This is a genomic window from Streptomyces racemochromogenes (genome assembly GCF_039535215.1).
Classification (GTDB): domain Bacteria; phylum Actinomycetota; class Actinomycetes; order Streptomycetales; family Streptomycetaceae; genus Streptomyces; species Streptomyces racemochromogenes.
Genome location: NZ_BAAAWT010000001.1, coordinates 1,367,676 through 1,393,163 on the forward strand (window position 1 = coordinate 1,367,676; position 25,488 = coordinate 1,393,163).

Annotated in this window: 24 protein-coding genes; 14 read left to right on the forward strand and 10 right to left on the reverse strand. The window is 76.2% G+C overall.

Going from position 1 to position 25,488, the window contains the following annotated elements:
- Nucleotides 1-30 precede the first annotated feature (30 nt).
- Nucleotides 31-2,091 carry a phosphocholine-specific phospholipase C gene (locus tag ABD973_RS06335; RefSeq protein ID WP_345499082.1) on the reverse strand — a complete coding sequence of 687 codons (2,061 nt, stop codon included), beginning with the start codon at nucleotides 2,089-2,091 and terminating at the stop codon, nucleotides 31-33.
- Nucleotides 2,092-2,422: 331 nt separating this feature from the next.
- On the opposite strand from ABD973_RS06335, the gene ABD973_RS06340 reads away from it, so the two are divergent.
- The gene (locus tag ABD973_RS06340; RefSeq protein ID WP_345499084.1) at nucleotides 2,423-4,942 is read left to right on the forward strand and encodes a GTPase-associated protein 1-related protein; all 2,520 of its coding nucleotides are present in this window, start codon (nucleotides 2,423-2,425) and stop codon (nucleotides 4,940-4,942) included.
- Here the strand turns inward: ABD973_RS06340 and ABD973_RS06345 are convergent.
- Entirely contained in the window at nucleotides 4,920-5,249 is a 330-nt protein-coding gene (locus ABD973_RS06345) for a hypothetical protein (protein WP_125822930.1), read from the reverse strand. The genes ABD973_RS06340 and ABD973_RS06345 overlap by 23 nt on opposite strands.
- Nucleotides 5,250-5,283: 34 nt before the next feature.
- Nucleotides 5,284-6,816, reverse strand: coding sequence for a hypothetical protein (locus ABD973_RS06350; RefSeq protein WP_164720977.1), 1,533 nt, complete (start codon nucleotides 6,814-6,816; stop codon nucleotides 5,284-5,286).
- A 179-nt stretch (nucleotides 6,817-6,995) separates the two neighbouring features.
- Between ABD973_RS06350 and ABD973_RS06355 the strand changes: the two genes are divergently transcribed.
- From ABD973_RS06355 to ABD973_RS06380, 6 genes are read left to right on the forward strand one after another with little or no spacing between them, the layout of a single operon-like run.
- Nucleotides 6,996-8,018 carry a 3-oxoacyl-ACP synthase III family protein gene (locus ABD973_RS06355; protein WP_345499088.1) on the forward strand — a complete coding sequence of 341 codons (1,023 nt, stop codon included), beginning with the start codon at nucleotides 6,996-6,998 and terminating at the stop codon, nucleotides 8,016-8,018.
- Nucleotides 8,015-8,761: a glycosyltransferase family 2 protein gene (locus ABD973_RS06360; protein ID WP_241253416.1), complete on the forward strand. Its 747-nt coding sequence runs from the start codon at nucleotides 8,015-8,017 to the stop codon at nucleotides 8,759-8,761. Before ABD973_RS06355 ends, ABD973_RS06360 begins: the two co-directional genes overlap by 4 nt.
- The gene (locus tag ABD973_RS06365) at nucleotides 8,761-10,239 is read left to right on the forward strand and encodes an AMP-binding protein (RefSeq protein WP_345499091.1); all 1,479 of its coding nucleotides are present in this window, start codon (nucleotides 8,761-8,763) and stop codon (nucleotides 10,237-10,239) included. Before ABD973_RS06360 ends, ABD973_RS06365 begins: the two co-directional genes overlap by 1 nt.
- On the forward strand, nucleotides 10,236-10,505 hold the full coding sequence (locus tag ABD973_RS06370; RefSeq protein WP_345499093.1) for a hypothetical protein: 270 nt from the start codon (nucleotides 10,236-10,238) through the stop codon (nucleotides 10,503-10,505). Before ABD973_RS06365 ends, ABD973_RS06370 begins: the two co-directional genes overlap by 4 nt.
- The gene (locus ABD973_RS06375; protein WP_345499095.1) at nucleotides 10,502-11,593 is read left to right on the forward strand and encodes a cytochrome P450; all 1,092 of its coding nucleotides are present in this window, start codon (nucleotides 10,502-10,504) and stop codon (nucleotides 11,591-11,593) included. Before ABD973_RS06370 ends, ABD973_RS06375 begins: the two co-directional genes overlap by 4 nt.
- The gene (locus ABD973_RS06380) at nucleotides 11,590-12,495 is read left to right on the forward strand and encodes an NAD-dependent epimerase/dehydratase family protein (RefSeq protein ID WP_125822924.1); all 906 of its coding nucleotides are present in this window, start codon (nucleotides 11,590-11,592) and stop codon (nucleotides 12,493-12,495) included. Before ABD973_RS06375 ends, ABD973_RS06380 begins: the two co-directional genes overlap by 4 nt.
- On the opposite strand, the gene msrB is transcribed toward ABD973_RS06380, so the two are convergent.
- From msrB to ABD973_RS06400, 4 genes are all read right to left on the reverse strand, one after another.
- Complete coding sequence (gene msrB, locus ABD973_RS06385; protein WP_125822923.1) at nucleotides 12,476-12,883, reverse strand: peptide-methionine (R)-S-oxide reductase MsrB; 408 nt, start codon at nucleotides 12,881-12,883, stop codon at nucleotides 12,476-12,478. The genes ABD973_RS06380 and msrB overlap by 20 nt on opposite strands.
- Nucleotides 12,884-12,898: 15 nt before the next feature.
- Entirely contained in the window at nucleotides 12,899-14,293 is a 1,395-nt protein-coding gene (murC, locus tag ABD973_RS06390) for a UDP-N-acetylmuramate--L-alanine ligase (RefSeq protein ID WP_125822922.1), read from the reverse strand.
- Between the two features lie 90 nt (nucleotides 14,294-14,383).
- Nucleotides 14,384-14,851: an indole-3-glycerol phosphate synthase gene (locus ABD973_RS06395; protein WP_125604418.1), complete on the reverse strand. Its 468-nt coding sequence runs from the start codon at nucleotides 14,849-14,851 to the stop codon at nucleotides 14,384-14,386.
- Between the two features lie 144 nt (nucleotides 14,852-14,995).
- Nucleotides 14,996-15,799 carry a pyrimidine reductase family protein gene (locus ABD973_RS06400; RefSeq protein ID WP_125822921.1) on the reverse strand — a complete coding sequence of 268 codons (804 nt, stop codon included), beginning with the start codon at nucleotides 15,797-15,799 and terminating at the stop codon, nucleotides 14,996-14,998.
- A gap of 36 nt (nucleotides 15,800-15,835) precedes the next feature.
- On the opposite strand from ABD973_RS06400, the gene zapE reads away from it, so the two are divergent.
- The 4 genes from zapE to ABD973_RS06420 all read left to right on the forward strand — a co-directional run bounded on the left by zapE (nucleotide 15,836) and on the right by ABD973_RS06420 (nucleotide 19,906).
- Nucleotides 15,836-16,942: a cell division protein ZapE gene (zapE, locus tag ABD973_RS06405; protein WP_125822920.1), complete on the forward strand. Its 1,107-nt coding sequence runs from the start codon at nucleotides 15,836-15,838 to the stop codon at nucleotides 16,940-16,942.
- Nucleotides 16,943-17,004: 62 nt separating this feature from the next.
- Nucleotides 17,005-17,430, forward strand: coding sequence for an OsmC family protein (locus tag ABD973_RS06410; protein WP_125604412.1), 426 nt, complete (start codon nucleotides 17,005-17,007; stop codon nucleotides 17,428-17,430).
- 157 nt (nucleotides 17,431-17,587) lie between these two features.
- Complete coding sequence (locus ABD973_RS06415) at nucleotides 17,588-18,928, forward strand: alkaline phosphatase PhoX (protein ID WP_345499104.1); 1,341 nt, start codon at nucleotides 17,588-17,590, stop codon at nucleotides 18,926-18,928.
- Nucleotides 18,929-19,000: 72 nt separating this feature from the next.
- Nucleotides 19,001-19,906 carry a polysaccharide deacetylase family protein gene (locus ABD973_RS06420; protein ID WP_345499106.1) on the forward strand — a complete coding sequence of 302 codons (906 nt, stop codon included), beginning with the start codon at nucleotides 19,001-19,003 and terminating at the stop codon, nucleotides 19,904-19,906.
- A gap of 25 nt (nucleotides 19,907-19,931) precedes the next feature.
- Here ABD973_RS06420 and ABD973_RS06425 read toward each other — a convergent pair whose 3' ends face one another.
- The 3 genes from ABD973_RS06425 to ABD973_RS06435 are packed head-to-tail and all read right to left on the reverse strand — an operon-like array spanning nucleotide 19,932 to nucleotide 22,086.
- Nucleotides 19,932-20,588: an ABC transporter gene (locus tag ABD973_RS06425; protein ID WP_345499108.1), complete on the reverse strand. Its 657-nt coding sequence runs from the start codon at nucleotides 20,586-20,588 to the stop codon at nucleotides 19,932-19,934.
- Complete coding sequence (locus tag ABD973_RS06430) at nucleotides 20,585-21,415, reverse strand: ABC transporter ATP-binding protein (protein WP_125822917.1); 831 nt, start codon at nucleotides 21,413-21,415, stop codon at nucleotides 20,585-20,587. The genes ABD973_RS06425 and ABD973_RS06430 overlap by 4 nt, the downstream gene beginning before the upstream one ends.
- Nucleotides 21,412-22,086 (reverse strand): AIM24 family protein, encoded by a 675-nt coding sequence (locus ABD973_RS06435; RefSeq protein ID WP_125822916.1) that lies wholly within the window; start codon nucleotides 22,084-22,086, stop codon nucleotides 21,412-21,414. Before ABD973_RS06435 ends, ABD973_RS06430 begins: the two co-directional genes overlap by 4 nt.
- Before the next feature lie 71 nt (nucleotides 22,087-22,157).
- On the opposite strand from ABD973_RS06435, the gene ABD973_RS06440 reads away from it, so the two are divergent.
- From ABD973_RS06440 to ABD973_RS06450, 3 genes are all read left to right on the forward strand, one after another.
- Complete coding sequence (locus ABD973_RS06440; RefSeq protein WP_345499111.1) at nucleotides 22,158-22,907, forward strand: peptidyl-tRNA hydrolase; 750 nt, start codon at nucleotides 22,158-22,160, stop codon at nucleotides 22,905-22,907.
- 165 nt (nucleotides 22,908-23,072) lie between these two features.
- The gene (locus ABD973_RS06445) at nucleotides 23,073-24,353 is read left to right on the forward strand and encodes an MbnB/TglH/ChrH family RiPP precursor modification enzyme (protein ID WP_125824213.1); all 1,281 of its coding nucleotides are present in this window, start codon (nucleotides 23,073-23,075) and stop codon (nucleotides 24,351-24,353) included.
- Complete coding sequence (locus ABD973_RS06450; RefSeq protein WP_345499113.1) at nucleotides 24,350-25,405, forward strand: TIGR04222 domain-containing membrane protein; 1,056 nt, start codon at nucleotides 24,350-24,352, stop codon at nucleotides 25,403-25,405. The genes ABD973_RS06445 and ABD973_RS06450 overlap by 4 nt, the downstream gene beginning before the upstream one ends.
- The last annotated feature ends 83 nt before the right edge of the window (nucleotides 25,406-25,488 follow it).

Below are 25,488 nucleotides of genomic sequence, written 5' to 3' on the forward strand. Positions count from 1 at the left end.
GAGGGGGGTTCTCCCGTACGGGGTCAGGAGTCAGACGGTCTTGAGCGCCGGGTCCGAGACGCTCGGTGCGCCCGTCTCCACGTGTCCCGCGAAGCGGCGCAGGAAGGTCGCGTCGGCGTCCGAGACCACGGAGACGTCGTACCAGCGGCCCGAGGCGCGCAGGTCGACGGTGTGGGAGACGGTGGCGCCCGGGTTGACCTTGAAGGTCTGGGCGGCGCCGCCGTAGGAGTTGGTCACCGTGAGGTTCACCGCGGCGGCGCCCCCGTTGACCAGGGTCAGGGCCAGGTTGCCGGTGGCGTCCACGTGGCGGGCCGTGACCTCGGGGCCGGCCTTCTTCGCCGGGCCCTTCCAGGTGCGCAGGAAGCCGTTGGGGCCCCAGACCGTGAGGTCGATCTTGTTGCCGGTGGAGCTGCTGGTGCTCCAGGTGTCCGAGAGGGTCTTGCCCGCCTCGACCGTGTAGGGCCAGGGGCCGTCCGTCCGGTTGCCCGAGGTGCTGTGGAAGTGCGCGCCGAGCTTCGGGCCGGAGGCGAAGGTCAGCGTGAACTTGCCGGTGGAGACGGTGCGGGAGCCGTCCACGTACGGGCTGTAGCCCAGCGCGCGGGCCGGCTTGGAGCCCGCCTCCTGCCTGGGCAGGGTGCCGGTCGCCGGCGGCACCGGGTGGTAGGAGGGGTGCGCGTTGTGGTCGGGCGGGAGGTAGCCGGCCGTGGACGGCAGCGCGGCCGGGCTGGCGTCGGCCTGGGTGAAGTCGAAGGCGGAGGTCAGGTCACCGCAGACGGCGCGGCGCCACGGCGAGATGTTCGGCTCCTGCACCCCGAAGCGCTTCTCCATGAAGCGGATCACCGAGGTGTGGTCGAAGGTCTCGGAGCAGACGTAGCCGCCCTTGCTCCACGGCGAGACCACGATCATCGGGACGCGCGGCCCGAGGCCGTACGGGCCCGCCGCGTAGCCGCCGCCCCCGGCGTACAGGTCGCGGGTGACGTCGGCCGTGGACAGGCCCCAGGCCGAGGACGCCGGCGGGTACGGCGGCACGACGTGGTCGAAGAAGCCGTCGTTCTCGTCGTAGGTGATGAAGAAGGCCGTCTTCGCCCACACCGCCGGGTTCGCGGTCAGCGCGTCCAGCACCTGGGAGATGTACCAGGCGCCGAAGTTCACCGGCCAGTTCGGGTGCTCGCTGAAGGCCTCGGGCGCCGCGATCCAGGAGACCTGGGGCAGGGTGCCGTTCAGCACGTCCGCGCGCAGCCGGTCGAAGTAGCCGTCGCCGGCCTTCGCGTTCGTGCCCGTACGGGCCTTCTCGTAGAGGGCGCTGCCCGGCTGGGCGTTGCGGTAGGTGTTGAAGTACAGCAGCGAGTTGTCGCCGTAGTTGCCGCGGAAGGCGTCGCCGATCCAGCCCCAGGAGCCGGCCGCGTTCAGGCCGTCGCCTATGTCCTGGTAGATCTTCCAGGAGACGCCGGCGGCTTCCAGCCGCTCCGGGTAGGTCTTCCAGCCGTAGCCGGCCTCCTGGTTGCCGAGGACCGGGCCGCCACCGGTGCCGTCGTTGCCCGTGTGGCCCGTCCACATGTAGTAGCGGTTGGGGTCGGTGGCCCCGATGAACGAGCAGTGGTAGGCGTCGCAGACGGTGAAGGCGTCGGCGAGGGCGTAGTGGAACGGGATGTCGTCCCGGGTCATGTACGACATGGTGGTGGCGGTCTTCGCCGGGACCCACTTGTCGTACTTGCCGTTGTTGTAGGCCTGGTGGCCGCCGGCCCAGTCGTGGTTCAGGCCCTCGACGAACTGCATGCCCAGGTCGTTGACCTGCGGGTGGAAGGGGAGGATGTCCTTCGTCCCGTTGGACTGGTGGAAGACCGACTTTCCGTTGTCCTGGAGCACCGGCCGCGGGTCTCCGAAGCCGCGGACGCCCTTCATCGTGCCGAAGTACTGGTCGAAGGACCGGTTCTCCTGCATGAGGACGACGATGTGCTCGATGTCCTGGATGGTTCCGGTGCTGCCCTGCGCCGGGATGGCGGCGGCGCGGGCGATGCTCTCGTTGAGCATCGCGGCGGCCGCCGTGCCGCCGGCTATCTGGAGGAACCTGCGTCGGTTGAGCTCAGCCATGGGTGACGACCTCTAGGGGGGTGAGGGGGGATCGAGGGGCGCCCCAAGGACAGCGGTCCCGGGGTACCGGCCGGAGATCCCCGTCTGACGTCGGGCCGTACAGCGGGCGAACGGAAGCCCCCGCGGACGGAACTCCCGGACGGCCCCGTTGTCTGCTGGAATGGCCTCCACACAGTGCGACGGGGGGACGCGGCGGGATGGCGGGGAACGTGAGGGGGCGTGCCGTGCGCTCCGCTGCCGGTACGGTACGGGCAACCACGGCCCGCACAACAGACCCTGACGTCACGTCAGTTAGGGTCGGGGCGGGATCCGGCCGGGCGGGGGGCCGGGCGTGAACCTCCCCCAGCTGCACTACGCGGGCGGCCCCGAGGGCTCCGGCTTCACCTCCGTCACCCCGGGGGTGGGCGGGGAGCTGCTGCGCGAGGCGGAGCCGCTCCTGCGGTACGAGCCGCCGCTGCGGGCGCCGTCCGCCGGGTTCCCCGAGGCGCTGTCGCTGAGCGTGCTGTCCGACGGGAGCCGGCTGCTGTCGCGCGCGGTGCACACCGGTGCGGGCTTCGACTTCGACTCCGGGTACGGGGGCGGCTCCGCGGCCGGTGCCGGGGACGGGGACGGCTTCCACGCGCACGCCGTACACCTGCCCGAGCCCGCCGGGGCGGGGCCGGCGCGGCCGCTGCCGGTCACCGCCTGGGGCTCCGCGCAGTGGGAGGAGCGGACCCCGGCGGGCGGGCCGCCCCCGCCGCTGGAGCGGATACCCGCGCCGGGGCGGCACGACCGGGCGGCGCTGGCCGCCTTCGTCGCCGCCCGGGGGCCTTGGCTGGCGGGGTTCTTCGCCGACGTGCGGCGGGCCGTGGAGGAGCCGGACGCCCCGCGCCTGCTGCTGGTGGAGGAGGACAGCGCGGCCGTGGCCCGCTGGGTGATGCTGGCCTGCGGGGTGCTGCCGCACGAGCGGGGACAGTGGCTGACCTTCACCACGTACGCCCGGCGGCCGCTGCTCGCCCCGCAGCGGCTGGTCGGGGTCCTGCCCGGCGACGAGCCGGCGGAGCCGGGGCCGTGGCGCGTGTACGGGGGTGCGGGGGCGGGCACGCCCGGGGAGTGCGGGGACCTGTGGGCGCGGACCGCCGCGGCGGTGTGGCTGGCCGCGCGGCCCGAACTGTTCGCGCGGGTCAGGCGGCTGCCGGCGGAGCCGTACGCGGCGGGCCCGCTGGCCGCGCTGGCCCTGGCCGCCGGAATCCCCCTGGAGCCCGCGGCCCGCGAGGCGGCCGCCGGCTGGGACGGCACGCACGCCGGGCCCGCGGGCTCGAGGACGGTGCCGATACCCGGCGCCGGGGTCCCCGCGGCACAGCCCCCCGAGTCGGCGGCAACCTCCCCGGCACCCAGACCCGGCGCCGGGGCCGCGCCGGAGCACACCGGGACGGCAGTCGCGCCGGAGCCCACGCCGGAGCCCACGCCGGAGCCCACGGCGGGGCCCACGCCGGAGCCCACGCCGGGGCCCACGGCGGAGCCCGCCGACTCCACGGGTACCGGCGGCACCGGGGCCACCGGAGCCGGGACGGCAGTCGCGGCGGGGCCCACGGCGGGGCGCGGCGACACCACGGGTACCGGGGCCACCGGAGCCGGGACGGCAGTCGCGCCGGAGCCCGGGCCGGGGTGCGCCCCGGCGTCCGGCGATGCCGGGGCCTGCGCGGCGGAGGCCGCCGGGCCCCGAGTCGGGCCGGCACCCGGGGCGGGGGCGCCGACCCCGGGCGGTGGGGAGGGGCTGCCCGAGGTGGCGCGGCGGCTGGCGCATGCGCTGGTCAGCGATCCGGAGCGGGCGTACGGGCCGCGGGAGCGGGAGTCGCTGGCGCAGGTGCCCGCGCTGCGGGCGCTCGTGCTCGACCGGCTGGACGCGCTCGCCGCGGGCGATCCCGCCGCTGGGGCCCGGTTGTTCGAGCGGACCGGGCTGCGGCTGGGCGCGGCGGAGGCGCTGCCGCACCTGCGGATGTGCGCCCGGGCGGCGCAGGCGGGTCCGGACGCCGGCGCGGACCGGGTCCGCGTACTGGAGGCCCTGCTGCGGAAATCCGGGGTCTCCCTGTACGCCGAGCCGCTCGTGCTGCGCACCGGGATGCGGCTGGTCTGGGCCGGGCAGCCGCCCGAGGCGGCCGAGGCCGGGCTGCTGCTGGCGACGACGGGTGCCGCCGTGCACCGGGACGCCGGGACCTGGGAGCTGCTCGCCCGCGCCGCGGCGGCGGCGCCCGCCGGGGACGGGGCGGCGGCGGACCTGGCGGCGGAGCTGCTGCGGCACTTCGGGGCGGAGCTGCCGGACGGGCAGCGGCCCGCGCTGCTGCTGTGGGAACTGGTCCGGGACCTGCGCGCGGGCGGCCCCGCCGGGGAGGGGCTGCGCCGCGCCCTGGACCTGGGGGCCCTGGCCGCCGGGGAAGCCGCCCGGGAGGCCGCGTACGCGGCGGTGGCAGGGCGGCTGCTCGCGCAGGACGGGCCCGATGAGCCGGCCCTGAGGGCCCTGGCGGGCAGCGAGGACCCCGCGCTGCTGGCCGCGTACCGGCAGGCCGCCCGCTCCGCCCCGGTGGCCGAGCTGCTACGGGGCGACCCGGGCTACCTCGCGTCCTGCTACGCCGCCTGGTCGGCGCAGCCGCAGGCCGGGCCGCTGTGGCGGGAAACGCGTACGGAGCTGCTCGAAGGGGTGCTGCGGCCGCTCGTACGGGAGCTGCCGGCGGCGCACCTGGCGGCGGCCGGCCGGGAGCTGGCCCGCCACGACGCCCACCGGGCCCGGGAGTTCCACGCCTGGCGGGGCCCGTCCGCCGCCGGCCGGCTGCGCGGCGCCCTGCGGGGGCTCATCCCCCGAGCAGGGCGCTGATCTGCTGGGCGAGGGCCAGGCCGACGCTGCCGGCGCCCAGGCCGAGGGTGATGGTCTCCAGGCTGCGCCGGACCAGTCCCGGTTCGGGGGCGCGCCGCTCCCGGCCGGCCTCCTCCAGTTCGCCGCGCAGGGTGTGCGCCGCGTCGAGGCGTTCGGGGCCGGCGTCCCGGTCGGTGAGCCACCGGGCGAGTTCGGCGGCCAGCCGCAGGACCCGGGCGGCGTCGTCCTCGGGCCCGATGTTGATCACGCCGTGGTCGCCGTAGTTCCCGGGGCCGTTGACGTTCCCGTGGAAGTGGTACGTGCCCATGCGGGGCTCCTCGTCCAGTGCCGGAAGCAGGGGTTCAGGGCTTGGCGGGCGCCGGGGCGGGGCCGCCGCCGGGGGCCGGGGACGGGCCGGGCCTGGCCGGGCCCGTCAGCGGGCCGGGGGCGGAGATGTTCACCGTGCCGCCCGCCCCGAAGTTGCCGGCCCCGTTGACGGGACCCTGGAAGGTGTAGTTGTGGTGGTTGATGACCTGCCGGGCTTCCTCGAAGGAGCTGGTGTCGACGTTGTGGGCCTTCAGGAACCGCTCGGTCGCGATGAGCACGCCCTGCTGGAGGCGTTGGAAGAAGTCCACCGCGTCGGTCTGCTCGGTGAACCCCATCCGCTCCCAGTCGCCGGCCCGTTCGCGGATCCCGCCGGTGGCCCCGTAGTCGAACTCGGTGTGCCGCCGGCCGATGACCCAGCGCCAGTAGCGCAGCCGGCCCCGGCGCAGGACCCGCTGCCGGCCCCCGCGCAGCAGCCGGACCGGGGCCTTGAACAGCAGGGGCGGCAAGCGGCGGGTGCCGGCGGCGAGGAGGGTGGACCAGCGGCCGACGGGGTCCAGCCGGAGCGTGCGCACGGCCTCGAACTCCTCCCGCAGCGGCGGGACGACGTAGGCGGCCAGCTCCCAGGTGAGGCTCGGGTGCTGGAGCCGGGCCCGCAGGTGCATGGAGACGATGACCCGGCCGCCCTCGCCGGCGCGTTCCATGCAGAGGTACGTGCGCATGCCCGCGCCGGGCCGGGCCAGGGCCGCCCGCACCAGCTCCTGCGGGACGACCGGCCGCGGCGCCCGCAGCCGGTCGGGCAGCAGTTCGGGGCCCGCGTAGCCGACCCGGGTGCCGAGCACGTACAACCGGTCCTGCGTGCGCAGCCCCTCCAGGCCGGCGATGGTGCCCATCTGCCCGGCGACGAACTCGTGCAGCTCGACCACGTCGAAGGGGACGATCTCCGGCGGCGGCCCGCCCTCGGGGCCGGCCGCGGGCGTGCCGACGTCGATGGGCTGCCAGACCCGCTCCACGACGGCCTTGCCGCTGCCGACGAACGGGGTGTCGTGCCCCGCGGCCTCGTGGTACGGCACGGCGTTGGCCCGCTCCTGTTCGCGCAGCGCGTCCTCGACCGCCGGGTCGAGCGGCGGGACCAGCCCGCCGGGGTAGCCCTTGGTGCCGATCACCCGCAGGGCCATGGTCCGCGCCCGGTGCTCGGCGGCCAGCACCAGCAGCCAGGCGCCGAGGACCCCGCCCACGAGCGCGAAGCGGGAGAGGCCCAGCAGCAGGTCGGGCCGGTCGACGAAGCGCGCCCAGACGCGCAGTGCGACGCCGCCCGCCACCGTGGCGAGGAGGCCCGTCAGCAGGACGTCGCGCAGGAGGGCGCGGCGGGTCGCGGCGCGGGCGTGGCGGGCGACGGCGACCAGGTCGAGGCCCAGGGCCGGGCCGAGGGCCACCAGCCGGTCCCCGGTCAGTTCCACCGCCGTCTCGTGCGCGAACGCCTCGTCCAGGTGCGCGGCCGCGCTCAGCAGCCGGTTGGTGGCGTCGTCCCCGTAGGTGACGAGTCCGGGTAAGGCTCTGCCGTCCGCCATGTTCCCTCCCCCGTGGGTGTGGCCGGTCGGACCACGATACGGGGAGCCGTGCCCGGTGTCCCCGGTTCGGACGGCGCGTTGTCCCGGGTAGCCGGACGGGGGTGCTACTCAGCGTCCCCGCAAGGGAACTGAGCATCCGTACTCAGGCCGGGGCGCGGGCGGGGCGCGATCGTGGGGGCATGCTCATACAGTCTGGTGATCCGAAGCCGCGCGTCGGCATAACCGCCGTCGGCAGCCTGCTGCCCGAGGACGTGCTGTCCTCCGACGAGCTCCAGCGGGAGGTGGCCCGGCGCAGCGGCCTGGCGCTGCCCGCACGGCTCCTGACGCAGGCCACCGGGATCGTCTCGCGCAGGGTCGCCGCCCCCGGGGTGTACGCGTCGACGCTCGCGGTGGGTGCGGCGCGCCGGGCGCTGGAGTCGGCCGGGCTCGGCCCGCTGGACGTGGACCTGCTGGTCTTCGCCTCGGCCTCGCGGGACCTGGTGGAGCCGGCGACCGCGCACATCGTGCAGGCCGAACTGGGTTCCAGGGCGCACGCGGTGGACGTGACCAACGCCTGCAACAGCTTCGTCAACGGGATCGACCTGGCCCGCAGCGCGGTCCTGGCCGGGCGGGCCCGGCGGGCGCTGGTGGTCACCGGGGAGACGCCGAGCCGGGCGGTGCGCATGGACCCGGCGGACTACGCGGAGTTCCGCGGCGGTTTCGCCGGCTACACGTTCGGCGACGCGGGCGCGGCCGTCCTGCTGGAGGAGGTGGGGCACGGCGGGATCCTGGACGTGGACAGTGAGACGCATTCCGAGCACTGGGAGGTCGGGGGCATCCCGGGCGGCGGCTCGCGGCACCCGCGCGGGGACGCGTACACGTATTTCCAGGGGGACGGGCACGAGCTGCGCGGCGTGTTCGAGAAGGTGGGGACGGCGGTCATCGACCGGACGCTGCACCGGACGGGCATGGACTGGGACGGTTTCGCGAAGGTGCTGGTGCACCAGGTGACGGTGCCGTACCTGGAGCGGTTCGCGGAGCTGACCGGGGTGCCGGCGCGGAAGCTGGTGGTGACGGTGCCGGAGCTGGGGAACGTGGCGAGCGCGAGCATCGGGGTGCAGCTGGAGCGGGTCTTCCCGGGGCTGGCGGCCGGGGAGCGGGTGCTGTTCGTCGGGCTGGGCGGCGGGATCAGCATCATGACGATGGTCTGGGAGAAGTCGTGAGCACGCCGATGTGGGTGGTGGTGCCGGCGCACGAGGAGGAGGCGCGGCTCGCCGGGACCCTGCGGGCGCTGGCCGCGCAGCGGGACCGGGACTTCACGCTGCTGGTGGTGGACAACGCCTCGGCGGACGGTACGGGCGCCGTCGCGCGGGAGTTCGCGGCGCGGGCGCCGTTCCCGGTGGAGGTGATCGAGGAACCGGAGAAGGGGGTCGGCTCGGCGGTGGACACCGGCTTCCGGTACGCCATCGCGCGGGGTGCGGTGCTGCTGGCGCGGACGGACGCGGACTGCCTGCCGCGGCCCGGCTGGACGGGTGCGGCGCGGGCCGCGCTGCGGGTGCGGCCGGGGCTGGTGTGCGGGCGGGTCACGGCCCGGCGCGACGAGCACGGGCCGCTGGGGCGGGCCGGATTCGCCGGGCTGGTGGGGGTGGCCGCGCTGTTCGGGCGGCTGCGGCCGGAGCACGCCCGGCGGCACGGCTTCCGGGCGCCGTACCGGATGCACGCGGGGAACAACATGGCGATCACCGCCGAGCTGTACCTGGCCGTGGGCGGGATGCCGCGGCGGCCCTCGCCGACGGACCGGCTGTTCCTGAACGCGGTCCGCCGCCACACCGACCGGATCTCCCGCTGCCGGGGCATGGTCGTGGAGAACTCCACGCGCCGGCTGCGCGCGTACGGCCTCGCCGGGACCGCCCGCTGGTACCTCGACCAGGGCAGCGGCACGCACGGAACGGACGACCCCCGCTGATGCTGGACCGACTCGACAAGGCGCTGCGGGCCCGGCCCGAGCGGCCCGCCGTGCTCTGCGCGACCCGTTCGGGCGGCACCCGGGTGCGTGCCACCCGGGGTGAACTCGCCGCACTGGCCGACGACTTCGCCGCCGCGCTGCACGCGCGGGGGCTGCGCGCCGGGGACACCGTCGGGGTGGCCGTACGGCCCGGGCCGCGCGCCCTGGCGGTGCTGCTGGCGCTGTGGCGGCTGGGGCTGCGCGGTGCGGTGCTGGACCCGGGCGCGGGGGCGGAGGTGCTGCGGGCCCGGCTGGCGCTGGCGCGGCCGGCGCTGGTGCTGGCGGACGGCGCCGCGCAGGCGGTGGCGGGATGGGCCCGGCCGCTGGCCCGGCGGGCGGCGCTGGAGCTGCCGGAGCTGGCTTCGCTGGGGCCGGTGGCCACGGTGGGGCCCCGGCTGCCGGGGTGCGCGCCGGCGCTGGAGCGGGGGGTGTCCCGGGCGGGGGTGCCGGCGGGGTACGACGCGGACGGAGACGCGGTGATCGTGTTCACCTCCGGGACCACCTCGCGGCCCCGGGCCGTGGTGCACACCCGGGCGGGGCTGGCCGCCGGGATGGAGACGGTGTCGCGGCTGTTCGCCGGCGGCGGCGAGGGGCCCGTGCTGGGCGGGACCTTCTTCGTCCTGGTGCCCTCGCTGGCACACGGGGCGCCGGTGGCGCTGCCGGCCCGCTCCCCCGCGACGCTGGCCCGGCAGCTGGCGCGGCTGGCGCCGCGGGACACCTATCTGACGCCGCCGCAGCTGCGGGACGCGCTCGGCGCGGGGGCCAGGTTCGGCGGCCGGGTCTGGACGGGGTCGGCTCCGGCGGGCGCCGGCCTGCTGGGGCGGGTCCGGGAGGCGGGCGCGGACCAGGCGTGGGGGGTGTACGCGCTGACCGAGCTGTTCCCGGCGGCCGCGGTGGAGTCCCGGGAGAAGGCCGCCTTCGAGGGGGCGGGGGACCTGGTGGGCGCCCCGCTGCCCGGGGTGCGGGCCGCGGTGGACGCGGACGGCCAGCTGCTGCTGACCGGGCCCGCGGCCCGGGACCGCTACCTGGGCGAGGAGCCGGATCCGTGGGTGGCGACGGGGGACCGGGCGCGTCTGGACGGGTCCGGCCGGATCGTGCTGGAGGGCCGCTGCAAGGACATGGTGCTGCGCCGGGCGGAGAACATCTACCCGGGCCTGTACGAGCCGGCCCTGCACGTGCCGGGGGTGGAGCTGGGCGTGCTCGTCGGGATCCCGGCGGGCGACGGGGACGAGTGGCTGGTGGCGGTGGTCCAGCCGCAGCCCGGTGTCCCCGAACCGGCCCTGCGGGCCGCGCTGTCGGAGCCGCTGCGGCGGATGGGCACGGCCCGGCCGGACGCGCTGCTGTTCGCGGACATCCCGCTGTCGGGGCGCTCGCGCAAACCGGACCGGGCGGCGGTGTCGGCGCTGGCGGCGGCCCGGCTGGGCAGGGGGGTGCGGTGAGCCTGTGGGTGGTGGTCCCCGCGTACGACGAGGAGGCCCCCATCGGGGGGACGCCGGCCGCGCGGGAGGACACCTGCGGAGGGGCGCCGCGGGAGCGGCTGGAAGGGGGCTCGGAGGACGTCACCCCGCTCGACCGGGCCCCCGAGCACCTGGTGGTGCAGAGCAGCCTGCGGCGGCTGCGTTCCCGGGGTGCGCGGCGCACCCCGCTCTGGTTCGGGGACCGGCGTTACCGGCCGGCCGACACGAAAGAGGTTCACGTCCGATGACCAGCTCCGCCCAGGCCCGGGCCCGCCGGCGCGACCGCCGGGTCTACCTGCGCAGCCACCCGCTGCTGTTCGGGCTGCTCGCCGCCACGCGGGGGCGGGCCGCGCGCCGGATCGGGGGCACGGTGCTGGTGCACGACGCCGCCGCCTACCGGGAGGCGCTGACCGGGATCCCGCTGGACCGGACGGCGGCCGGGACCACGGGCGGGGCCGCGCGGGAGGCGCTGCGCGGGGCCGGCGGGGTGCTGTTCGACCAGGAGGGCGGCGGGCACCGGGCGGGCCGGCGTTCGCTGGCGGAGGGGCTCGGCGCTGCCGGGGTGGAGGAGCTGCGGGCGGTGTGGCGGCCGCTGCTGGTGCGGGGGGTGGCGCCGCTGGGCCGGGGTGCGGAGGTGGACGTGGTGGCGCTGGCGCGGGAGCTGGCCGGGTCGGTGGCGGGGGCGCTGCTGGGCTGTGCGGCCGGGCCGCTGGTGCTGGCTCAGGCGGCTTCGGCGGCCGCGGCGGCCTCGGTGCGCGGCCACCTGCCGGGCCCGCCGCGGCCCGGGGCGGCGGCAGCGGCGGCCCGGGCGGCGGAGCGGCTGCGGGGGGTGCTGGGCGGCGGGGACGCCCTGGACGCGATGGTGGCGGTGGCCGCGGTGAACACCACCGTGGCGGCGGTGCCCCGGGCGGTCGCCTGGTGCGCGGACGCCGGGCTGTGGGGGCAGGCCGCGGACGCGGGGCTGCGGCCCCGGCTGGCGCGTGAGCTGCTGCGGGTCACGGCGGCCTCACCGGTGCTGCCCCGGGTCGCGGCGGGGGCGGGGACGGTGGGGGGCTGCCCGGTGCGGGGCGGGGACCGGCTGCTGCTGGTGGCCCGGCACGCGGCGGGGGCGCACCGGCGCGACCCGGACGGGCGGGATCCGGCGGGGGCGGGGGTGGCGCGGCTGGTGTTCGGGGCGGGGCCGCACGTGTGCCCGGGGGCCCGGCTGGCGACCGTGCTGCTGGAGGACGTGCTGGAGGCGCTGGCCGGGTACCGGCCGGTGGTGGCGCGTTGCCGGGTGGACCGTCGCGCGGCCCTGCCGGGCTGGCGGGTGCTGACGGTGAGGGCGGCCTCGTGACGACGGTCGCGGTCACGGGGGCGAGCGGCTTCTGCGGCGGGCACGTGGCCCGGGCGGCGGCCGCGGCCGGGCACCGGGTCGTCTGTCTGGGGCGGCGGCGGGGGCCGGTGGGCGGGAACCGGTTCTGGGACGCGGCGGCGGCCGGGCCGGACCTGTCGGGGGTGGACCTGGTCGTCCACTGCGCGGCGGCGGTGGGCGATCCCGCGCCGGGCTCGCGGGCGGAGGCGGCGATGCGGGCCGTCAACGTGGACGGGACGGCCCGGCTGCTGGACGCGGCGGCCGGCCGGCCGGTGGTGTGGGTGAGCAGCGCGAGCGTCTACGACCCGCGCCCGGACCGGGCCCGGGTCACGGAGGAGCATCCGCGCGGGAACCAGCTGAACGCCTACGGCCGTACGAAGGCGGAGGGCGAGGCCCTGGCCCTGGCGGCGGGGGCGGTGGTGCTGCGTCCGAGGGCCGTCTACGGGCCGGGCGACACCCAGCTCCTGCCGCGCCTGCTGTCGCGGGTGCGGGCGGGCACCCTGCTGCTGCCGGGTCCGGACGTACGGCTGAGCCTGACGGCGGTGGAGAACCTGGCGGACGCCTGCCTGGCGGCGCCGGGCTGGGCGCCGGGCGCGTACAACGTGGCGGACGCGGCCCCGTACTCCCGGGACGCGGCGGTCACGGCGGTGCTGCGCGCCCACGGGGTCCGGGCGCGGATCAGGCACCTGCCCCTCCCGCTGGCGGGGGCGGCGGCCCGTGCGGCGCAGGCGCTGTCCCGGCTGACCGGCGCCGAGCCGGCGCTGAGCCGGTACGCGGTGGACCAGCTGGCGCACCCGGTGGTGCTGGACCTGGCCAGGGCCCGCGCGCGGGGCTGGATCCCGCGGCGGACCCTGGAGGACTACCTCAGCTCCCGGCCGGCGTGAGCCGCAGGGAGATGCTGTTGATGCAGTACCGCTGGTCGGTGGGCGTCGGGTAGCCCTCGCCCTCGAAGACGTGTCCGAGGTGGGAGCCGCACGTCGCGCAGAGGACCTCGGTGCGGACCATGCCGTGCGAGGTGTCGGCGCGCAGTTCGACGGCGTCGGTGTCCTTCGGGTCGTAGAAGGACGGCCAGCCGCAGTGCGACTCGAACTTCTCCGAGGAGCGGAAGAGCTCGGCGCCGCAGCCGCGGCAGGAGTAGACGCCCTCCGTCTTGGTGTCGGTGTACTCGCCGCGGAAGGCGGGCTCGGTGCCGGCGAGGCGCAGCACCTGGTACTCGGACGGGGTCAGCTCCGCCTGCCACTGCTCGTCCGTCTTCTGGACCTCGTACGCCATGACGCTCCCGCTCCCTCAGTTCGACAGGCGGGCGAGGATCCGGGGTCCCAGATCCGTGACGTCGCCGGCGCCCATCGTCAGAACGAGATCGCCGGGCTTGGCCATTCCCGCGATCACGTCGGCGACGGCGCCCTTGTCGTGCTCGGCGGCGACGTCGGCGCCGGCGGTGCGGGCGGCGGAGATGATCAGCTCGCTGGTGACGCCGGGGATCGGGTCCTCGCGGGCCGGGTAGATGTCGAGGACCACGGAGGCGTCGGCCAGGGCGAGGGCCTGGCCCATCTCCTTGCCCAGTTCCTGGGTGCGGGAGAAGAGGTGGGGCTGGAAGACGACCAGGATGCGGGAGTCGCCGGCGGCGCCGCGGATGGCTTCCAGGTCGGCGGTCATCTCGGTGGGGTGGTGCGCGTAGGAGTCGATGACCTGGACGCCGGCTGCTTCGCCCTTGAGCTGGAGGCGGCGCTTGACGCCGGTGTACTTGCCGAGGGCGGCGGCGAGGTCGTCGGCCGGGATGCCGAGGGCGACGCCGGCGGTGAGGGCGGCGACGGCGTTGTGGGCGTAGTGGCGGCCGGGGACGGAGACGGTGAAGACGATCTCACGGCCGTCCATCACGACGGCGACCTCGCTGGTCAGGCCGCGGGGGGTGATCTCGCGGATCCGGACGTCGGCGTTCTCGTCCTCGCCGTAGGTCTTGACGGTCAGGCCGGGGTTGCCGCTGACGCGGCGGGCGATCTCGGCGGCGCCTTCCTGGCCGTGGGCGACGACGAGGGTGCCACCGGGGACGATCTTGCCGACGAAGGTCTCGAAGGACTCGTAGATCTCGTCCATCGACGCGTAGTTCGCGTGGTGGTCGAGCTCGGCGTTGAGGATGATCGCGACCTGCGGGGTGTACTTGTGGAAGCTGCGGTCGCTCTCGTCCGCCTCGGCGACGAAGACGTCGCCCTCGCCGTGGTGGGCGTTGGAGCCGGGGGCGTCCAGGTCGCCGCCGATGGCGTACGAGGGGTCGAGGCCCAGGGCGCTGAGCGCGACGGCCAGCATCGAGGTGGTGGTGGTCTTGCCGTGGGTGCCGGCGACGGCGATCGGGCGCAGGCCGTCCATGACGGAGGCGAGGGCGTCCGAGCGGTGCACGACGGGGATGCCGAGCTCGGCGGCGCGGGCCAGCTCGGGGTTGTCGGCGCGGATGGCGCTGGAGACGACGACGCAGGTGGCGTCGGTGGCGAGGTGGCCGGCGGCGTGCCCGATGTGGACCGTGGCCCCGTGGGCGCGCAGCGCCTGGGCGGTCTCGGAGTCACGGGAGTCGCTGCCGGCCACCTGCGCGCCGCGCTGGGCGAGGATCTTCGCGATGCCGGACATGCCGGCGCCGCCGATGCCGATGAAGTGGGGCCGTTCCATCGCGGTCGGCAGGCCGGGCTTCATTCAGGTCGCTCCAGGATCGAGTGCGGGGGCCCGCCGGGGTGGGGCCGGGGACGTGTCCGGGGGTGGGCCCGGGGGTGTGTCCGCCCCAGCCTATTCGTTGTGGGCGAAGAGCTTGAGCACCGGAACCTCCACTTTGTGCCGGGCGCGGGAGGCCCAGTCCCGGTGGAAGAACTCCTCGACCAGGTGGGGGGCGGTCAGGACGATCACCTCGTCGGCCGCGGTCTCGTCGACGACGGCCTTCAGTTTGTCGAGCGGGTGGTCCTCGACGATCTGGCCGACGGCCTTTGCGCCCTTGGCGCGCAGGGCGGCGAGCGAGTGTGCGAGCGCCTGTGCTGCGGGCCCCCGGGCGGCCTCGCCCTCGGGCACGTCGGCCTCGTGGAGGGCCTCGGGCAGTTCGCCGAGCGCCACGTCGTCGATGGCGCGCAGCAGCCGGTCCTGGTCACCCCTGGGTTGCATGAGGACGAAGAAGGAGACCGGGTCGTCTCCGTGCAGAGTGGTGACGAAGTCCACGTCCACCGTGGTAAGCGGCTGCTCGATCATCAATACGCTCGTGAACACGGACGCCTCTCCTTCATGGGCCGAGGCCGTCGGCCGGCCCCTGCGGAAACCATCCTGCCCCGCCTGCGCGCGGGGCCTCGCGAGTATGTGTGCCCAGGTATGTGCCCGTCGGAAGCTAAGCGGAACGAGAAATTCCGCTCCTTGTCAGATCCGACGGTAGCTGGTGAACAGGAACCCGGCCTCCTCCAGTACGCAGGCGGGCGCCAGCCGGTGCGGAACCGTCACGGAGGGCCCGCCGGAGATCCGCTGGGCGCCGCCCGCCGTGAGCGTCGGCGAGATCGTCAGGCACAGCTCGTCCAGGACGTCGGCCGCCACGAACTGCCCCAGCAGCCGGGGCCCGCCCTCGGTCAGCTGCCGCCGCAGCCCCCGGGCGGCCAGCTCGCGCACCGCCCGCTCCGGGTCCGCCCCGGCCCCCTCGCCCGCCACCACGACCTCGGCCCCGGCCGCGGCGGCCGCGGCCACCCGGTCGGAGGGGGCCCCGGCCCCGGTGACCACCAGGGTGGGGACCAGCGGCGAGGTGAACAGGGGCAGGGTGAAGTCCAGGTCCAGGCTCGCGGTCACCACCGCGATGGCGGGGGCGGGACCCTGCCCCGCGGCCGCACGCCGGGCCGCGAAGGCCTCCCGGGCCCGCGCCGGGCGGTAGCCCTCCTGGCGAACCGTTTCCGCCCCCACGACCACCACGTCGGCCAGTGCCCGCAGAGTCCCGAAGATCCGCATGTCGGTCTCGCCCGAGATGGGCTGGGAGCGCCCGTCGTGCTGGGCCGCGCCGTCCAGCGTGGACACCATGTTGGCGCGCAGCCAGTGGGCGTCGGGGGCCAGCTCCGGGTACGCGTAGGCGTCGGCGAGCTCGTCCAGCGACCACTCCCGGTCGGCGGACGGCCACGCACCGTCGGCAGGGCCCCCGGGAGCGGCGGATGTCTGATCGGTCACAGGGAACAGGCGTCGCATCGGTGCAGTGTGACACGCCCCGTAGAGTTGAGAGCTGTGTCGACATCTCTCTCCACCTCCGGCCCTGCCTCCGGGCAGCCCCCCATAGCCGACGCGGGCCCCCTCGCCCTGTGCGCCCGCGAGCCGCGCGTGCCGGCCGAACGGCTGGTGGCCGAGATGGTCCCGCCGCCCCGCTTCGACTCGGTGCGCTTCGACACCTACAACCCCGACCCGGCCCAGCCGAGCCAGGCCGAGGCCGTCACGGTGCTGAGCGGCTTCGCCGCCGGGCTGGGCGGCGCCCACGCCAGCGGCGCCGGCAAGCGCAGGTGGTTCCAGAAGAAGGCACCCGCCCCGGCCGCCGGCCCGCGCGGGGTCTACCTCGACGGCGGCTACGGCGTCGGCAAGACCCACCTCCTCGCCTCCCTCTGGCACGCCACCCCCGCCGAGCCCGCGCTCAAGGCCTTCGGCACCTTCGTGGAGCTCACGAACCTGGTGGGCGCGCTCGGCTTCCAGCAGACCGTCCAGACCCTGGGCGGGCACCGGCTGCTGTGCATCGACGAGTTCGAGCTCGACGACCCGGGCGACACCGTTCTGGTCTCCTCCCTGCTCAGCCGCCTCGTCGAGCAGGGCGTGGCACTGGCCGCCACCTCCAACACGCTGCCCGGCAAGCTCGGCGAGGGCCGCTTCGCCGCCGCCGACTTCCTGCGCGAGATCCAGGGCCTCTCCGCCCACTTCCGGCCGCTGCGCATCGACGGCCAGGACTACCGCCACCGCGGCCTGCCCGAGGCCCCCGCGCCCTTCTCCGACGAGCAGGTCGCCAAGGCCGCGTACGCCACCCCGGGCGCGAGCCTCGACGACTTCCCGGGCCTGCTGGACCACCTGGCGAAGGTCCACCCGAGCCGCTACGGGGCGCTGACGGACGGGATAGCGGCGGTCTGCCTGACCGACGTCGTCCCGGTGCCGGACCAGTCGACGGCGCTGCGCCTGGTGGTGCTGGCCGACCGGCTCTACGACCGCGAGGTCCCGGTCCTGGCCTCCGGCGTGCCCTTCGACCGGCTGTTCAGCGACGACATGCTCAACGGCGGTTACCGGAAGAAGTACTTCCGAGCCATATCGCGGCTCACCGCGCTCGCCCGCGACGCGAAACCCCTGGTCTCCCAGTAGGTTTGGCACGGCCGGGTCGCTCCTCGCGGCCCGGCCGTTTCCACTTCCGCGAAGGGATCACCATGGCCACCACGCGTCACGCGCACACCGTCTGGGAAGGCAACCTGCTGGAGGGCAAGGGCGTCGTCTCCCTCGACTCCTCGGGCATCGGCTCGTACGACGTCTCCTGGCCCTCCCGCGCCGAGGCCGCCAACGGCAAGACCAGCCCCGAGGAGCTGATCGCGGCCGCCCACTCCAGCTGCTTCTCGATGGCCCTCTCCCACGGCCTCGCCGGCGCCGGCAACCCTCCCACCCGCCTGGAGACCAAGGCCGACGTCACCTTCCAGCCGGGTGAGGGCATCACCGGCATCCACCTGACGGTGCGCGGTGAGGTCCCGGGCCTCGACGCGCAGGGCTTCGCCGCCGCCGCCGAGGACGCGAAGAAGAACTGCCCGGTCAGCCAGGCCCTGACGGGTACGACGATCACCCTGAGCGCCGAGCTCGTCTGATCCCCTCCCCTCGTCACCGCCGGGCCCCGCGCGCACGCCGCGCCGGGGCCCGGTGGGGTGACGGGGGCGGGTGCCCGCACGCGTCGCGCGGGGGGCGCCCGCCCGGCGTGGTACCACGGGCCGGTCACATCTCCAGTGGTCCAGCGGGGAGTTGCCGATGTCCGTCACCCGACGCAGCCTGCTCGCGGCCGGCGCGGTCGCCTTCAGCGGAGCCCTCGGAGCGCTCTGGGCCCCCGGCCGGGCCCGCGCCTCCGCCCGGGGGTACGGGCCCCTGCTGCCCGACCCGGCCGGACTGCTGGACCTGCCCGCGGGGTTCTCGTACCGGGTCCTCTCGCGCGCCGGGGACCCGCTGCGCTCGGGCGAGGGCACGGTGCCGGCCAACTGCGACGGCATGGCCGCCTTCGGCGCGGGCGGCGGCCGGCTCCGGCTGGTCCGCAACCACGAGAACCGCGCCACCGCCGCACTGCGGGTCCCCGCCGTGGACGGGCTCACGTACGACCCCGGGGCGCTGGGCGGCTGCACGGTGCTGGAGCTGGACCCGGCCGGCGCGGTGCGCTCCGAGCGGGTCGGCCTCGCCGGGACCGCCGTCAACTGCGCGGGCGGGCGCACCCCCTGGAACACCTGGCTGAGCTGCGAGGAGACCGAGGACCGGGCCGGCGACTCGGGGTACTCCCGGGACCACGGGTACGTCTTCGAGGTGGACCCCGCCGACCCGCACCGGCTCGGCGCCGTCCCGCTGACCGCGCTGGGCCGCTTCGCGCACGAGGCCGTCGCCGTGGACCCGTACCGGGGGGTGGTCTACGAGACCGAGGACGCGTTCGTGAAGCCCTTCGGGCTGTTCTGCCGGTTCCTGCCCGCGCGGCCGCTCGGCGGGCCCGGCTCCCTGCGGGCGGGCGGCCTGCTGGAGGCGATGCGGGTGCCCGGGGTGGCGGACCTGTCGGCGGTGGACGAGCCGGGGGCGGAGTTCCCGGTGGAGTGGGTCCCCGTACCGGATCCCGCCGCGGCCGTGACGCCGGTCCGCTTCCAGGACTTCGGGCCGCGCGGGATCACCCACGCGCAGAAGCTGGAGGGCTGCTACTGGGGAGGCACCGGGGTGTACTTCGTCTCCAGCTACGCCCGCGGCCGCGAGGGGGCCGCCGCCGACCACCACGGGCAGGTGTGGTTCCACGACCCGGTGAGCGGCCGGGTCCGGCTGGAGGTGCTCTTCGGCCCGGCGGCGGACACCGCCCTGCCCGGGGACTCCCCCGACAACATCTGCCTGGCGCCCGACGGGGGGCTGATGGTGTGCGAGGACGGCGGCGGCGAGCAGTACGTCTTCGGGGTCACCCCGGGCGGGGAGGTCTACCCGGTGGCCCGCAACGCGGACGGCATCGGCACGCCCGGGGCGCCCGAGTGGGGGGAGTTCGCGGGGGTGACCTTCTCCCCCGACGCGCGGACGATGTACGTCAACGCCTACGCGCCGGGCACCACCTTCGCGGTCACCGGCCCCTGGCGGTGACCCGCCGGCCGACTTCGACGCCCGGGAGTGCCGTAAACGTCTGCTTGCCACATAGTCATATATTTTGCGTACGTGACCCTTTCTGTACGCAAAGTTGCGGCCGTGGCCGTGCTCGGCGCCGCCCTCACGGGATGCGGGGGTGGCCCCTCGGGCCCCCGGCAGGGTGCCGGGCAGGCCCGACTGGCCGGCCCCGTGGCCTCCGGCCCGGCCACCGCGTCCACCCAGGCCTCCCCCTCCCCCTCCGCATCCCCCTCCCCGCTGCCCGGCGCGCCCGCCAAGGTGCCGGTCCTGACCCCCGGCGCGAACGGCCTGACCCCCGTCTTCGAGCGGACCCGGCAGCGCTCCGAGAAGACGGTGGCGCTCACCTTCGACGCCGACATGACCTCCGATCAGGGACCGCGCGCCGCCTCGGGCGAGCGCTTCGACAACCCCGGCCTGATCGACACCCTGCGCCGGCTGAAGGTGCCCTCGACCGTCTTCATGACCGGCCGCTGGGCCGAGGAGTACCCCGACCAGGCCAAGTCCATCGGCACGGACCCGAACTTCGAGATCGCCAACCACTCGTACAGCCACCACGCCTTCAAGTCCCCCTGCTACGGGCTCCCCGCACTGGACGACGAGGCCGCGCGGGCCGACGTGGAGCGGGCCTTCGCGGCGTTCGGGAAGGCGGGCGCGGTCAACACCGTCCCGTACTTCCGCTTCCCCGGCGGCTGCTACGACGACCAGGCGCTGAAGGCCCTGGCCCCGGCGAAGGTCACGGCCGTGCAGTGGGACGTGGTCAGCGGGGACGCCTTCGCCAAGGACCCCGACGCGGTGGCGGAGCAGGTGCTGGCCGGGGTCAAGCCCGGGTCGGTGGTGGTCATGCACTGCACGCGCAGCGCGGCCCCGGTGACCGAACAGGCGATCCAGAAGATCGTCCCCGAACTGCGAAAGCGGGGATTCCGCTTCGTCAAGGTGTCGGAGCTGATGGGGAAGTAACGTTCCTTCCCCATCGACCCCGGGGTCAGCCGCGCCGCGTGCTGACCAGGCAGGCCACCGCACCCGCCGCCCCGGCCAGCAGCGCCGACCCCGCCAGCGCCCCGAGCGGGAACGGGGCGGTGCCCGCGCGGGCCGCCCCGACCAGGGCGGACACCGCGCTGCGGGCCGGGGAGAAGGGCAGCACCCAGGCCAGCAGCGAGCCCACGCCTCCGGCCAGGACGGCGCGGCCGCGGCCGCGGAGCAGCGGCCGGCTGCACACCGCGCCCACGGCCGTCCCCGTCAGGGCGCACACCGCCCACGCCACCGCCCCCGCGAGGGCCGTACCGGCCGGGGGCTGGTACGTGAGGTCGCCGGCCGACAGGGCGTAGGCCGCTCCCGCGGCCCCGGCGAGCAGCGTCCCGGCCAGCGCGGTCAGCAGGGCCGCGGCGTGTACGCGTACCGGACCGGCCGCGGCGGCGGAGACGGCACGGGCCGCCGGGGGTTCGGCGGTGACGCAGATCCGGACCAGCCAGACGCTCAGCGGTACCAGGCCGGCCGCCGTGTAGCCGAGGGCGTCGAGCGCCGGGTCGCCGGAGCGGACGCCGACCGCGACGAACGCCGCGTACACGACGAGCGGGCCGATCCAGTGCTGGGAACGCAGCAGCAGGGCGCCCTGGTAGCGCAGCAGGGCGGGGACGGTCACGGCAGTTCCTCCACGGAGCGGATGTGCCAGGGCGGGCCGGCGGTGAGCAGCTCGCGCAGCACGGCGTCGGAGCGGGCGGCGTCCACGGTCAGCAGCACCCCGCCGTCGGGGGCGGGTTCGGCCGCCGCTGCCAGGCCCGGGGGCGGGGCGGCGCCGGGCGGGCCGGCCGCGTGGATCCGTACGGCGGGTGCGCGCGGGCCGGGGCGCGCCGCCGCGGCCGCGGTCTCCAGGGTGCCGCCGCGGACCCGGTAGTGGACGTCGGGCAGGCCGGCCAGCCGGGCGGGATCGTGGTCGACGAAGACGACGGTGCCGCCGGCGGCGGTGCGTTCGGCGACGGCCCGGTCCAGTTCCGCCCGGGCGGGCGCGTCCAGCCCGGTCCAGGCCTCGTCGAGGACGAGCAGGCCGGGCCCGGCGAGCAGGGCCTGGGCGACGGCCACCTTCTGGCTGGTGCCCTTGGACAGTTCGGCCATCGGGGTGCGGGCGTAGGCGGCGGCGCCGAACCGTTCCAGGGCCTCGGCCGCGCGCCGGGCCGCCCTCGCGCCCGTCAGGCCGTGTACGCGGCCCAGGTGGGTCAGGTAGGCGCCGGCCGTGAGCGGCAGGGCCGCCGGGAAGCGTTCGGGGACGTAGGCGGTGCGGGGCGGGCGGCCCTCGATCCGGCCCTCGGTCGGCGTGTCGATGCCCGCGACGATCCGCAGCAGGGTGGACTTGCCGCCGCCGTTGCCGCCCTCGACGCGGACCAGGGCGCCGGCCGGCAGCTCGGCCGTGACCCCGCGCAGGATCCAGGGCCGGCGCCGTCCGTAGCGGCGGCCCACGCCGGTGAGGTTCAGTGCGCGGCCGCCGTCTCGGTGAGCTCGCTGGGCCGGACGATGACGAAGCCCTCGCCGCTCAGCTTCAGCTGGACGGCCTCGCCGGAGCCGCCGCGGATCATGGAGCCGACGGACTGGGAGCGGTGCAGCCCGGTCTCCAGCGCCGCGCTCCAGCCGACGACCGCGTCCGTGTCCACGTACACCGGCGCCTGGGCGGTGACGGGGATGATGATCGGGTTGCCGTCGCAGACCACGGCGAGCTTGCCGGTGCCGGTGAAGAGGCTGTTGAAGAGGCCGCCGCCGGTCATGCCGGCGCCCTTCACCATCCTGATCTCGTAGGACAGCGTCGGGTCGAAGCAGAGCACGTTGCGCCCGTTGATCGTCAGGGCGTCGCCGGGCTCGAAGTCGATGACGAAGCAGTTGCCGGCCTGGTGCGCGAACCAGGCCTCGCCCTGGCCCCGTACGGACATCAGCGCGAGCCCCTCGCCGGTGACGGCCCGCTTGAGCATGCCGCCTATGCCCTGGCCCTTGCGCTCGAACTGGAGGTTCCCGCGGAAGGCGACCATCGACCCCTGACGGGCGAACATCTCCCCGTTCACGGCGTACTTCACGGACTTGGCGTTCTGCAGGGTCATACCCGGTGCGGTGGCGGGCTGGACGAGGTTCTCACTCGCGAAAAGGTCGCTCTTCATGGAGCCGATCCTCACCCGCGCCGCCCACCCGGGACATCATCCTGAAGGCGGAGGCTGGCATCCTTGGGAGGATGAGCAGCCAGCACGTGAACGAGACCACAGACGTACCCGCGGTCGGCGCGGACAGCGCCTTCCGGCGCGAGCACGCCCTGCGCGACGAGGCCCCGCAGTTCGTCCTGCCGCTGGTGGTGCGGATCGAGAAGGCCGAGCCGCCGGCGCGGACCGACGCGCTGGAGACGGCGGCCCGCGCGGTGCTGGTGCTGCTGACGGACGAGCGTTCCCACGGCGAGGGCGAGTGGGCCGAGGCCGTGCGCGACTGGCAGGACGCGCGGATCCGCAAGGTGGTCCGGCGGGCGCGGGGGGCGGAGTGGCGCAAGGCCGGGACCCTGCCCGGCGTCACGGTGGAGGGGAGCGCCTGCGAGGTCCGGGTCTTCCCGCCGGTCCCCCTGGACGGCTGGCCCAAGGAGCTGGCCAAGCTCCAGGTGTCGGGCACCGACCTCGACGACCCGGAGCCGGCCGGTCCGGTCGAGCCGGGGATCCCGGTGCTGTGGCTCAACCCGGAACTCGACATGTCGGCGGGCAAGGCGATGGCCCAGGCGGGGCACGCGGCGCAGCTGGCCTGGTGGGAGCTGACGGCGGCCGAGCGCGCCCTGTGGCGGGCGTCCGGCTTCCGGCTGGCGGTGCGCACCGCCCCGCGCGAGCGGTGGGCGGAGCTCGCCGGCGGCGGGCTGCCGGTGGTCCGCGACGCCGGCTTCACGGAGATCGCCCCGGGCTCCTGCACGGTGGTCGCGGACCACCCGGCCCTGCGCGCGCGGCTCTGAACCGGCGGGGCGGATCCGCCCTGGTGGGGCGTGAGACGCCGGTGCCCGGCCGGGGAACCTCAAATGTTGCTCTGAACGTCCCCCCCTGGTGGTTGGCCGGCCCGCGCCGGGGCCATCACTTCGGCATACGGTCCGCGTAAAGGGGGCGAGGGGGACATGAAGCCCATGGAACGCCTGGGGGTGGGCATCGGCTGGCGGCCGGAGATCGCGGACGCGGTCGAGCGGCTGGACGGCCTGGACTGGGTCGAGGTGGTGGCGGAGAACGTCTGCCCGGGCCACCTGCCCGAGTCCCTGGTGCGGTTGCGCGAGCGGGGGGTCCGCGTCGTGCCGCACGGGGTCTCGCTGGGCCTGGGCGGGGCCGACCGCCCCGACCCGGCGAAGCTGGCGGCGCTCGGGGAGCGGGCGGTGGAGCTGGGGGCGCCGCTGGTCACGGAGCACATCGCCTTCGTGCGCACGTCCTCGCCGCTGCTGGAGGCCGGGCACCTGCTGCCGGTGCCCCGGACCCGGGACGCGCTCGCCGTGCTGTGCGAGAACGTGCGGATCGCGCAGGACGCGCTGCCCGTGCCGCTGGCGCTGGAGAACATCGCCGCCCTGGTGTCGTGGCCCGGGGAGGAGCTGACGGAGGGGCAGTTCCTGACGGAGCTGGTCGAGCGGACCGGGGTGCGGCTGCTCATCGACGTGGCGAACCTGCACACCAACCGCGTCAACCGCGGCGAGGACCCGGCCGCCGTGCTGGACGCGGTCCCGCTGGAGGCGCTGGCGTACGTGCACGTGGCCGGGGGCGTGGAGCGCGACGGCGTCTGGCACGACACCCACGCGCACCCCGTGCCGCCGGTGGTGCTCGACGTGCTGGCCCGGCTGCGCGAGCGGGTGGACCCGCCCGGGGTCCTGCTGGAGCGGGACGACGACTTCCCGCCCGAGGCGGAGCTGGCCGCCGAAGTGGCGCGGATCCGGGCGGTGGTGGACGCGGGCGGGCCGCCGGGGACCGTGCGGCAGCGGGTGGTCCTGCGCGAGGAGCCCCTGGCGCCGGCCGGTGAGGCCGCGCGGACCCGGCTGGCGCTGGGGCAGGCGGCCCTGCTGTCGGCGCTGGTCGCCGGTACGCCCGTGCCGGAGGGTTTCGACCGGCGGCGCGTCGGGGTGCAGGCGCGGGCACTGGCCGCCAAGCGGGCCTCGGTCGTCGCGAAGGTCGCGCCGGAACTGCCCGGGATCCTGGGCGGTCCGGCCGCCTACCGCACCGCGTTCCTCGGGTACGCCCGCGGCCGCCCGATGACGGCCGGGTACCGCCGCGACGCGCTGGACTTCGCCGAGCACCTCCTCGTACGGGACCTGCCGGCCGACCCGGCCGCGCGGCGCCGGCTGACCGCCTGGTGGCGGGAGCGGGCCGGGGCGCGGCCGCGGGGCCGTGTCGCGCGCTGGGCCCGCGCCCTGGTCGGGCGGACGCGGTGAACGGGCTCGCCGTCGCCGTCTGGGCGGCCGTCGCCCTCTCCACCGTCCTGCTGCTGCTGGCCGTGCGCCGCGCCCGGCCGCCGGTGACCCGGCCCGCGCCGGAGCTGCACGACCTGGCGGAGGCCGCGTTCCTCGCGGGCGGCCCCGGCACCGTGGTCGACAGCGCGCTGGTCTCGCTGCTCGGGGACGGCCGGCTGGCCGTCGGCGGCCCGGGCATCGTGCAGGCCCGGCCCGGGGCGCGGGGCGCGGACCCCGCCGAGCGGGCCGTGCTGCGGGCGCTCGCGCAGGCGCCGTCCGGGTGGCTCTACCAGGTGCGGTACGCCGCCATGCGCGAGCCGGCCGTGCAGGAGACCGGGGACGCGCTGGCGGCCCGCGGGCTGCTCGCGGCGCCGGGGGCGGGGCGCGGGGCGCGGCGCTGGGGGCTGGTGCAGGCGGTGGTGTGCGTGGCGCTGGTGCCGGTGTCGCTGCCGCTCACCTTCGTGTTCTGGTCGCTGGACGCGGATCCCGGGGTGCCGTTCGTCCTGGCGGTGCTCCCGGCGCTGGTGGGCGGCCTGGTCGCGGGCGTGGTGTGCGCGCGGCGGGCGAGGCTGCGGATCACCCCTGCGGGGCGGCGGGCGCTGGCCCGCTTCCGACAGCGGTACGCGGCCGATCCGGCGCCGCGGGTGCAGACCGCGCTGTTCGGGCTGCGGGGCCTGCGGGACCCGTACCTGCGCGAGCAGCTGGTGCCGGCGGCCCGCGGCACCCGGCTGGCGGCGGCCCAGTCGCGGGGGCACGGGCGCGGGTCGTCGGACGTGTTCGGGGCGGCGTCGCAGGAGCTGCTCCCGGTGCTGTGGTGCGCGGGCGGCGACGGCGGCGGATCGTCCGGGTCCGGGGGCTGCGGATCCTCTGGAAGCAGCTGTTCCGGCGGCTCCGGTCCGGGCTGCTCGGGTGGTTCCGGTTCGAGTTGCTCGGGCGGTTCCGGTTCGAGCTGCGGTGGTTCCTCCGGTTCGAGCTGCTCCAGTGGTTCGAGTTGCAGCAGTTCCTCCGGTTCCAGTTGCTCCAGCAGTTCCTGACCGACCATCACCACCGCATCACGAGCTGCTCACGCTTGGGCACCGGCCGCCTGAAAGGGGCTCCGGCGGCTGTAGAAATCGGC